A 10,271-nucleotide genomic window follows, 5' to 3' on the forward strand; every position below is an offset into this window, starting at 1 on the left:
CGGGCTGAGCAAGTACCCTGCTGGCGTGGCGCTCTACCGCAAATACCGGCCGGCATCCTTCGCCGAAGTGGTGGGGCAGGAGCACGTCACCGAACCCCTGTGCACCGCGTTGTCGGCGGGCCGGATCAACCACGCCTACCTGTTCTCCGGGCCTCGCGGGTGCGGTAAGACCTCGTCGGCGCGCATCCTGGCCCGATCGCTGAACTGTGCGCAGGGGCCGACCCCGACGCCGTGCGGAACCTGCGACTCGTGCGTGGCGTTGGCCCCCAACGGCCCGGGCAGCATCGACGTCGTCGAACTCGACGCGGCCAGCCACGGCGGGGTCGACGACACCCGCGATCTACGCGATCGCGCCTTCTACGCTCCCGCCCAGTCGCGCTACCGAATCTTCATCATCGACGAAGCGCACATGGTGACCACCGCGGGTTTCAACGCGCTGCTCAAGATCGTCGAGGAGCCGCCCGACCACCTGATCTTCGTGTTCGCCACCACCGAACCGGAGAAGGTGCTGCCCACTATCCGCAGCCGCACCCATCACTATCCGTTCCGGCTGTTGGCGCCGCGCACCATGCGCGAGCTGATCGGAAGAATCTGCGAGCAGGAGCGCGTCGCCGTCGATGACGCGGTATATCCGCTGGTGATCCGTGCCGGCGGCGGCTCGCCCCGCGACACCCTCTCCGTGCTCGACCAACTGCTGGCCGGCTCGGAGCCCATGCCCGGCAGCCCCGACACCAGCCACGTGCGCTACCAGCGGGCGCTGGGCCTGTTAGGCGCCACCGACGTCGCCCTGATCGACGAGGCGGTCGACGCCTTGGCCGCCGGCGATGCCGCATCGCTGTTCGGCGCGGTGGAGGCGGTCGTTGACGCCGGCCACGACCCGCGCCGGTTCGCCATCGACCTGCTGGAGCGGTTCCGCGACCTGATCGTGCTGCAGGCGGTCCCCGACGCGGTCGCCAAAGGCGTGGTCGACGCACCGGAAGACATCCTGGAACGCATGCAGGACCAGGCCGCCCGGATCGGTTCGGCCACCCTGGCCCGCTACGCCGAGGTGGTGCACGCCGGGCTCGGGGAGATGCGCGGCGCGACCGCTCCCCGGTTGTTGCTGGAGGTGGTGTGCGCCCGGCTGCTGCTGCCCTCGGCCGCCGACACCGAAGCCGCACTGCTGCAACGGATTGAGCGCATCGAGGGCCGACTGGACATGTCGATACCGGCGGCACCCGCGCGTACCGGAGCCGTCTCCTCCGCGAGCCCGCCGTCTCCGGCCGCTGCGCCGGCCGCGTCATCGGGCAAGCAGTTCACCCGCCGTTCTGCCCGGACCACCGACCCCGCATCCGCGCCCGCACCCGCGCCCGCACCCGAGCCTGCGCCGGTGCCCGTCGCCGCTCCCACCCCCGAGCCGGTGCCGCCACCCGCGGCGGCAGTGCCCGAACCCGAACCTGTTGCGCCACCTGCTCCGGCCCCCGCGCCGCCGGCCGAACCGGAGCCCGCTGCGGCGCCGCCGGCGCCCGCACCCGCTGCGGCAGCCACCCCGGGCGAGCCCGACGCCGCCGCCGTGCGCGCGATGTGGACCACGGTCCGCGAAAAGGTGCGCCGACGCAGTCGCTCGACCGAGGCGATGCTGGCCGACGCGACGGTGCGCACCGTGGACGGCAACACCTTGGTGCTGACCCACGGAACGGCCTCGCTGGCCAGGCGACTCTCCGAACCGCGCAACACCGACGTCATCACCGAGGCCCTCAAGGACGCCCTCGGGGTGAACTGGCGGGTGCGCTGCGAGGCCGGCGGACCACCTCCGGACGCCGGCCACTCGGCGGCGCCCGCTCAGGTCGACGTGGAATCGGCGCGGCGCGCCGACGAGGAGGCCATGCTGGCCGAGGCGGCCGTCGATGCCGGTTCGGAGGCCCCGCCCCGCCGCGACCCCGAAGAAGCGGCACTGGAGTTGTTGCAGAACGAGTTGGGCGCCCGCCGGATCAGCGGCGACTGAAGGTACTCGGTCCGCTAGGGAGTCCACCAGGGCCGTAGCGGCAGACCCCCATCCCCGCCCTGCTGGTCGACGTTGCCGGCCAGCACGTGGTGTAACTGACACTGGTTGCGCTCGAAGCCGATCACCGCAGCCGCCATGTACAGGCCCCACACCTTGGCGCGGCCCAAGCCCACTTCGGCGACAGCCTCGTCCCAGTGGTCCACCAGGTTCTGGCACCAGCCGCGCAGCGTCTTGGCGTAGTGGAGCCGGAAGTCCTCCTCGTGCAGGACCTCGAGACCGGTCTGCTGGATCTCGGCGGTGATGCTTCCCACGCCGGTGATCTCGCCGTCGGGGAAGACATACCGGTCGGTGAACGGGTCGCCCTTGTAGACGGAATTGTCCGCGGTGGTGATGCAGTGGTTGAGCAGCAGGCCACCGGTGCGCAGCTTCGATTTGAGGAAGCGGAAGTAGGCCGGGTAGTTCTTCACCCCGATGTGCTCGGTCATGCCGATCGACGAGACGCCGTCGAATTCGGTCTCGCGCACGTCCCGGTAGTCGCAGTGCCGGACCTCAGCGAACTCGGAGAGTCCTTCCTCGGCGATCGCCCGCTGCGCCCAGGCGACCTGCTCTGCAGCGAGGGTGACGCCGAGTGCGTGGACCCCGCGGCGCGCGGCGTAGCGCACCATGCCGCCCCAGCCGCAGCCGACGTCGAGCAGGCGATCGCCGGGCTTCAGCCGCAGCTTCTCGAAGATCAGCCGGTACTTGTTCTCCTGGGCTTCCTCCAGCGTCGCGTCGGCGGACGGGTAGATCGCGCAGGTGTAGGTCATCGACGGGCCCAGCACCCACTCGTAGAAGGTGTTCGACACGTCGTAGTGGTGATGAATCGCGTCGGCGTCCCGAGACTTGCTGTGCCGCAGCCCGCTGGCGTTGCGACGCCATTTGGGTGGCGCCTCCTCCGGCGGCGGAGCGACCGGCTTGAGATTCCTCAGCCCGATGGAGCGGACGATATTGGCCATATCGCGCGCCGACGGGCGTTTGAATTCGAGATCCGCCATGGCGTTGAGCACGTCGTAGGGATTCCCCGGGTGGACGCCGCACAGTTCCAGGTCACCCGAGATGTAGGCCCGGGCTATGCCGAGTTGGCCCAGTGAGGTGGCCAGGTAGTTGGTCGCCCGCGGATTCAGCAGTTTCACGCCCAGTTCCGCGTCGCTGGGCCCGACGCTGCTGCCGTCGTAGGCAGAGATCTTCAGTGGTGGTGGCTGCCCCCCAGCGGCCAGTAGCACCAGAATCTCGGCCAGCCCCAGCTTGCCGTTCGCGGTGGTGGTGTTCGTGCTTTGGTTGAGTGTTTTGACCGCCATGATCTAAGCCCCCCTTGTCCAGATGCGAGTAACCGCTCGGGCGTCACCTCAAACTCGCGTAGCGTTGCACCGCGATGGGAGAGAGAACCGAGGCAACCACCTGCGCGATCGTCGGTGGCGGACCGGCAGGCATGGTTCTCGGGTTGTTGCTGGCCCGGGCCGGTGTGCAGGTGACGCTGCTGGAGAAGCACGCCGACTTCCTGCGCGATTTTCGTGGCGACACCGTGCACCCCACCACCCTGCGCCTCCTCGACGAGCTCGGGCTCTGGGAGCGCTTCGCGACGCTGGCGCACAGTGAGATCCACCAGGTCAGCCTCGACATGGGCGGGCGCGGCGTCACGGTGGTCGACTTCGGTCGGCTGCGCCGCCAGCCGCATCCCTACATCGCGATGGTGCCGCAGTGGGACCTGCTCAACCTGCTCGCCGAGTCCGCACAGACCGAGCCGACGTTCACCCTGCGAATGCAGAGCGAGGTGACCGGACTGCTGCACGAGGACGGCCGGGTGGCCGGAGTGCGCTACCGCGATACCGAGGGCACCGGCGAGCTGCGTGCCGATCTCACGGTCGCCTGCGACGGGCGCTGGTCGGTGGCGCGGCATGAGGCGGGCCTGCACGCACGCGAGTTTCCGGTGAACTTCGATGTGTGGTGGTTCCGGCTGCCGAACGACCGCGCCGCCCAGCCCACTTTGTTGCCCCGCCTCGGGCCCGGGCGGGCCGCGATCATGATTCCGCGGGACAGCTACTTTCAGGTCGCCTACCTGGGCCGCAAGGGCACCGACGCGGACAAGCGGGCGCGCGGTATCGAGGCGTTCCGCCGCGACGTGGTGGAGCTCATCCCCGAGGCGGCGGACACGGTAGAGGCGCTGCAGAGCCTGGACGACGTCAAACACCTTGATGTGCGGCTGAATCGGTTGCGGCATTGGAGCATTGACGGCTTGTTGTGCATCGGCGACGCCGCACACGCCATGTCGCCGGTGGGTGGGGTCGGCATCAATCTGGCGGTGCAGGACGCGGTGGCCGCCGCCACCATCCTGGCCGAGCCGCTACGGCACGGCCGGGTGACCGTCGGGGACCTGGCTGCCGTGCAGCGCCGCCGGGAGCTGCCCACCGTCGTCACCCAGTCGATCCAGCGGGTGGCGCACCGGGCGCTGAACCCGATCTTGCGCGGCAAGAACCTCAGCCCGCCGGGGAGCGTGGGCACGCTGTTCGCGGTGTTGCCCTGGCTCTCGGCGATTCCGGCATACCTGGTCGGGGTGGGCGTGCGCCCGGAGCGGGCACCGGCCTTCGCGCGCCGCCAGACCCCCTAGGGTCGCCACCACGGCCGCAGCGGCAGAACGGCGCCGTCGCCGCCGTTGACCGCCAGCGCGTGATGAAGCTGAATGCCGTTGTGCTCGAAGCCCAGCCGGGAACCGGCCATGTACAGGCCCCACACCTTGGCGGTGGCCAGCCCGACCTCGGCCACGGCGTCGTCCCAGTGCGCCACCAGGTTGGCGCCCCAGTCGCGCAGGGTCAGCTCGTAGTGGTTGCGCAGGTTCTCGGTGTGCAGCACCTCTAGGCCGACGTCTTGGATCTCGCTGATGATGCGGCCGGACCCGGCCAGCTCTCCGTCGGGGAACACATAGCGGTCGATGAAATCGCCTGCGGTCGCACTGGATTTGTTGTCCGCCCGGGTGATGCAGTGGTTGAGCAGCAGACCGCCGGGACGCAGCTTGGACTTGAGGAACCCGAAGTAGGCGGGGTAGTTGGCCACCCCGATGTGTTCGGTCATACCGATCGAGGAGACCGCGTCAAATCCGGATTCGTCGACGTCGCGGTAGTCGCAGTGGCGCACCTCGGCCCGATCGGACAGGCCGGCGTCGGCGATCGCGCGCTGTGCCCACTGGGCCTGTTCGGCCGACAGCGTCGCACCGATGGCGCGCACCCCGTGCCGTGCCGCGTAGCGCACCATGCCGCCCCAGCCGCAGCCCACATCGAGCAGCACGTCGCCGGGGCTCAACCGCAGCTTGTCGAAGACCAGCCGGTACTTGTTTTCCTGGGCCTGCTCCAGCGTGGCATCCGGAGTCGGATAGACCGCGCAGGTGTAGGTCATCGATGGTCCCAGCACCCAGGCGTAGAAGTCGTTGGATACGTCGTAGTGGTGGTGGATCGCCTCGGCGTCCCGAGACTTGCTGTGCCGCAATCCTTCCGCGATACGTCGCCACCGGGGCAGTGCCTCTTGGGGCGGTGGGGCGATCGGCACCAGATGTTCGATCCCGATCGAGCGCACGATGTTGGCCAGCACTCTGGGCGAGGGCCTTTTGAAGTGCAGCTCGTCAGCCAAGGCCTTGAGCAGCCGATAGGGATCCCCGGGATGCACACCGTGCAGCCCCAGATCACCGGAGATGTAGGCCCGGGCCATCCCCAGGTCGCCGGGGGCGGTGGCCAGATAGGTGGTGCCCCGCGGGGTCAGCAGGTCCAGGCCCAAGGGGGCGTCGTCGGGGCCGGTGCTGCTGCCGTCGTAGGCGGTGAACCGCAGCGGTAGGTGCCCGTCGGTGGCCAGGGTCTCCAGCACCTGGGCCAGGCTCAGTCTGCCGGTCGAAGTGCGTATCTGCTCGCTGTCGATCGTCATCGTCGTCGCACCGCCTTGGCGTAAAGGTCCAGTAGCCGCGAGTCGGGGTCGTAGGTTTTCTTGATCCTCCGATAGGTTTCACCGCCGTAGAGTTCGTCAAACTCCGCGGCGGTGTAGTAGGAGTCGGAGTACAGCGACTTGTGGCCGTCGAGCTCGCTCACCTTGGCCTCGATCAGTCGATTGGTGGCTCCCTCGGTGGCGCCGGCCGGGACCGACGACCAAAACCCGACGTTGACGTAGGTGCGATTGGACCGGATCGGGTACAGCGGCCACTCCTCGTCGCCGCGCAGCCGGAGCGGGCACAACCACACCGGCTCGATCGGGACGTGAGCGAAGAACCAGTCCAGGAACTGCCGGCAGCGCTCCAGCGGCACTTCGATGTCTTGCACCACGCGCTCACGTGGTGGGCGGTGATTCCGCTTCTCGATCCGGTCGGCGATGGCGAAGCGCTGGTCGTAGGCGATCAGCTTCGAATAGACACTGCTGCGCCGGTAGCGCCGCGGCCACCACCGTCGCACCAGGGGGCGTTGTGCCCCGAACGCGCGCGAGCACCAGAACCAGTCGGTGTCCCAGCGCCACAGGTAGTCGTGGATGGTCAGCCGGTCGTCTTTGATCCCGTGCGCGTGCCGGATCGAGCGGTAGTAGATCTGCTGGCCGGTGTAGTCGCTGACGGCGCCGGGAGAATCCGTTGCGATACCGACACACAGGTAGCTCTCCCGGGGGTCGAACACCACACCGTCGAGGTAGTCCACCGGAACGCCTTCGAGCCCGCCGGTATCGATGATGCGGTCCATCGTCGCGACCAGCTCATCGAGGGAATCGAAGCGGATGTGCCGCAACGCGACGAACGGCTTGACGGCCTCCAGCTCGATCCGCAGCCGCGTCGAATACCCCAACGTGCCATAGGAATTCGGAAACGCGTGGAACAGATCCTCATGCTGGTCGCGCGATATCGTCAGCAGCTCGCCGTCGCCGGTGAGCACGTCCATCTCCAGCACCGACTCGTGGGGAAGCCCGTTGCGGAACGACGCCGACTCGATGCCCAGGCCGCTGACCGCACCGCCGACGGTGATCGTCTTGAGCTGCGGGACCACTAACGGCGCCAGGCCGTAGGGCAGGGTGGCGGCGACCAGATCTTCATAGGTGCACATGCCGTCGACGTCGGCGGTGCGGTTCTCCGGGTCGACGGCGATGACGCTCACCAGGCCGGAAGTGTCCAGACCGGGGGCTTGGCGCTTCGCGCGGGCCCGAAACAGGTTGGAAGTGGGCTTGGCCAGCCGGACCGATTCGTCGGCCGGGATGTTGCGGTAGCTGTCCAGCAGCCGTCGCACCCCCCGCGTGTGGGATGTCGGTGTATCGGCCGGCCGAACGGACATCACTTCCTACGCTAACGGCGGATCGGCGGTTCCGCACGCCACGGCCGGCTTCGGGTCTTTCGCGTCGGCCCTCGCTGAACCTGCGTCGGCCCTCGCTGAACCGCCGGTCAGGGCAGCTGCGCTTGACTGCTCAAAAAACTGGCGATGCCGCGCGCCACGGCATCGGCGTAACGCTGGCGGCCCGCAGGACTCTCCATCAGGGCCGCATCGGTGGCGTTTTTCATGTTGCCCAGCTCGACGAGGATCGACGGGTATTCGGCCAGGTTGAGCCCGGCGAGGTCGGCGCGACCCTTCAAGCCGTCAGTGCCGATGTAGTTGGCCGGAGGAATGCCGGCGGCCTGCAACTGACTGCGCATGATCTGGGCGAACCGCACCGCGGGACCCTCCTGCGCCGGGTTCAGCGGAGGTGCGGAGTAGTTGACGTGAAATCCGCGGCCGGCCGGCTGTCCGCCATCGGCGTGGATGGACACGATGGCATTGGGGTGCAGCGCATTGGCCGCCGCGGCACGTGCGTCGATGCACGGCGCCGGCCCGTTGTCGTCGCCTCGCGACATCGCGGTGCGGACCCCGGCTGAGTTGAGGGCCTGGCGGATCCGCAGTGTGGTGTCCCAGGCGAAGCTGTGCTCGGGATACCCGGAGTTGGTCGCGGTGCCGCTGGTCTGGCAGTTCTTGGTGCCGCCCCGGCCATTGGGCACCTGACGTGACAGCGCAGCGGGGTCGCCCGCGCCGCTGTGCCCGGGGTCGAGGAACACGATCATGCCGGCGATGTTGCCGGGGGCGGCTGAGGACGGCGGGGCGCTCGGCACCGCGGCGGCCACCACCAGGCCGGCGGTGATCGCGATACCGACACGGACAAGAACTGGTACGCGCACGCCGCCAACGTAGGCCGGGGCCGACTACGCTGGAATTCTCACACGCACCGGGTCTCGCAGCTGAAACCAAGCCGCAACCCAGTCGAGACCACGCACACGACAACGCAAGGGGAGTGTCATGCAACCAGGAGGCCCGCCCGACATGTCGGCGTTGCTGGCCCAGGCTCAGCAGATGCAGCAGCGACTGCTGCAGGCGCAGCAGGAGCTGGCCGTCACCGAGGTGCACGGGGAGGCCGGAAACGGCCTGGTCAAGGTCACCTCCAACGGCAGCGGCGAGGTGCTCGCGGTGCACATCGACCCGAAGGTCGTCGACCCCGAGGACATCGAGACCCTGCAGGACCTGCTCGTGGGAGCGCTCGCCGACGCCTCGAAGAAGGCGCACACGCTGGCCCAGCAGCGGCTCTCGCCGCTGGCCGGCGGCATGGGCGGCGCGCTCGGCATGCCGGGAGCCTAGGTGTTTGAGGGTCCGGTTCAGGACCTGATCGACGAGCTGGGCAAGCTGCCGGGCATCGGCCCCAAGAGTGCCCAGCGGATCGCGTTTCACCTGCTGTCAGTGGAGCCGCCGGAGATCGACCGGCTCACCGCGGTGCTCACCAAGGTGCGCGACGGGGTGCGGTTCTGTGAGGTGTGCGGCAATGTCTCCGACGCGGAGCGCTGCCGGATCTGCGGGGACCCCCGCCGCGACTTCGCCCAGATCTGCGTCGTCGAGGAGCCCAAGGACGTCGCAGCCATCGAGCGCACCCGGGAGTTCCGCGGCCGCTACCACGTACTCGGCGGCGCGCTGGATCCCTTGTCGGGGATCGGGCCGGAGCAACTGCGGGTGCGTGAGCTGCTGAATCGGGTCGGGGAGCGGGTCGACGGGGTTGACGTCAGCGAGGTGATCATCGCCACCGACCCCAACACCGAGGGCGAGGCCACCGCCACCTATTTGGTGCGGGTGCTGCGTGACATTCCCGGGCTCAGCGTGACGCGGTTGGCGTCCGGTTTGCCGATGGGCGGCGACCTGGAATTCGCTGATGAGCTGACTTTGGGCCGGGCCTTCACCGGCCGCCGCGCCATGGCCTGACCCGTCTCTCCCGCGAGCCCCGGGGGTGCCTCCCGCGAGCCTGTAGTTGGCGTGGCCGCTACTCGCACTTTCTCGCGCCAACTACAGCCTCGCGGAGGTTCGAGGCCAAATGTCGGTGTGTGGGACCAGCATGTCGCCATGACGGCGGTATTTCTGGGCAGCGAAGCGCTGGCACAGGGCGTTGTGACCGAACACGAGCTTCGGCGCTGGCACCGGGCCGTCTTCCGAGACGTCTACGTGCCTGGCGGGCATGAGCTCACGCTCCGTGACCGGATCGAGGCGGCGTGGCTGCGGTCGGGGCGCAAAGGCGTGATCGCGGGAGTCGCGGCCTCTGCGTTGCATTACGCCGATTGGGTCGACCTCGACATTCCCATCGAGTTGATCTGGTCCAATACCCGCCCACCGCGCGGCCTGATCGCCCGCGATGAAACCCTGACCGACGACGAGCTCACCCAAGTCGCCGGCATACCGGTCACCACACCTGCCCGCACCGCCTACGATCTGGCACGCCACCTGCCCCGCGGCAAAGCGCTGGCCCGGCTCGACGCCCTGGCCCGGGCCACTCCGTTCGGTACCGAGGACGTGCTGCTGATCGCCAAGCACCACCGCGGTGCACGGGGTTCACGCCGGCTGCGCTCCGTGTTGCCGCTCGTCGACGCCGGCGCCGCCTCACCCAAGGAGACCTGGCTGCGGCTACTGCTGATCGATGCAGGTCTGCCCACCCCGACCACCCAGATCCCGGTGTGCGACCGCCGCTACTGGCCGTTTGCATGGCTTGATCTGGGGTGGGAGCGCTACAAAGTGTCCGCCGAATACGACGGGGAACATCATCAGAAAGATCGTGCGCAGTACGTCAGAGACCACCAGCGTCAGCGCAGACTGGAACGCGCGGGCTGGATCAACATCCAGGTGATCAACGAGGACAACCCCCAAGAGACCGTCCAACGCGTCACCGCGGCGCTCCACGCCCGCGGTTGGCGCCCCTCACACCCCTAGACCGGCTGCAGCACGTCGGCGATCGCCACCCC

Annotated in this window: 9 protein-coding genes; 5 read left to right on the forward strand and 4 right to left on the reverse strand. The window is 68.7% G+C overall.

Translation table 11 applies throughout. The features are described 5' to 3' along the window. Positions 1–25 precede the first annotated feature (25 nt). Complete coding sequence (locus LI94_RS08295) at positions 26–1,984, forward strand: DNA polymerase III subunits gamma/tau (protein ID WP_046300890.1); 1,959 nt, start codon at positions 26–28, stop codon at positions 1,982–1,984. Positions 1,985–1,998: 14 nt separating this feature from the next. Here the strand turns inward: LI94_RS08295 and LI94_RS08300 are convergent, their stop codons facing one another. Then, positions 1,999–3,321 (reverse strand): class I SAM-dependent methyltransferase, encoded by a 1,323-nt coding sequence (locus tag LI94_RS08300; protein ID WP_024443024.1) that lies wholly within the window; start codon positions 3,319–3,321, stop codon positions 1,999–2,001. 74 nt (positions 3,322–3,395) lie between these two features. On the opposite strand from LI94_RS08300, the gene LI94_RS08305 reads away from it, so the two are divergent. Then, a complete protein-coding gene (locus LI94_RS08305; protein WP_082105699.1) occupies positions 3,396–4,628 on the forward strand; it encodes an FAD-dependent oxidoreductase in 1,233 nt (410 codons plus the stop codon). On the opposite strand, the gene LI94_RS08310 is transcribed toward LI94_RS08305, so the two are convergent. The 3 genes from LI94_RS08310 to LI94_RS08320 form a co-directional block, all read right to left on the reverse strand. Continuing rightward, positions 4,625–5,929, reverse strand: coding sequence for a class I SAM-dependent methyltransferase (locus LI94_RS08310; protein ID WP_046300892.1), 1,305 nt, complete (start codon positions 5,927–5,929; stop codon positions 4,625–4,627). The two genes, LI94_RS08305 and LI94_RS08310, sit on opposite strands and share 4 nt — an antisense overlap. Then, entirely contained in the window at positions 5,926–7,305 is a 1,380-nt protein-coding gene (locus LI94_RS08315) for an FAD-binding oxidoreductase (RefSeq protein WP_046300893.1), read from the reverse strand. The genes LI94_RS08310 and LI94_RS08315 overlap by 4 nt, the downstream gene beginning before the upstream one ends. Before the next feature lie 107 nt (positions 7,306–7,412). Continuing rightward, positions 7,413–8,177: an Rv3717 family N-acetylmuramoyl-L-alanine amidase gene (locus tag LI94_RS08320; RefSeq protein ID WP_024443028.1), complete on the reverse strand. Its 765-nt coding sequence runs from the start codon at positions 8,175–8,177 to the stop codon at positions 7,413–7,415. A 118-nt stretch (positions 8,178–8,295) separates the two neighbouring features. Here LI94_RS08320 and LI94_RS08325 point away from each other — a divergent pair, with 118 nt between their 5' ends. The 3 genes from LI94_RS08325 (at position 8,296) to LI94_RS08335 (ending at position 10,239) form a co-directional block, all read left to right on the forward strand. After that, entirely contained in the window at positions 8,296–8,631 is a 336-nt protein-coding gene (locus tag LI94_RS08325; RefSeq protein ID WP_024443029.1) for a YbaB/EbfC family nucleoid-associated protein, read from the forward strand. Continuing rightward, positions 8,632–9,243, forward strand: coding sequence for a recombination mediator RecR (gene recR / locus LI94_RS08330; RefSeq protein ID WP_024443030.1), 612 nt, complete (start codon positions 8,632–8,634; stop codon positions 9,241–9,243). It abuts the gene before it with no gap. A 138-nt stretch (positions 9,244–9,381) separates the two neighbouring features. Further along, positions 9,382–10,239, forward strand: coding sequence for a hypothetical protein (locus tag LI94_RS08335; RefSeq protein ID WP_082105700.1), 858 nt, complete (start codon positions 9,382–9,384; stop codon positions 10,237–10,239). The last annotated feature ends 32 nt before the right edge of the window (positions 10,240–10,271 follow it).

It is taken from the genome of Mycobacterium sp. UM_Kg27 (genome assembly GCF_000972905.1).
Lineage (GTDB): Bacteria > Actinomycetota > Actinomycetes > Mycobacteriales > Mycobacteriaceae > Mycobacterium.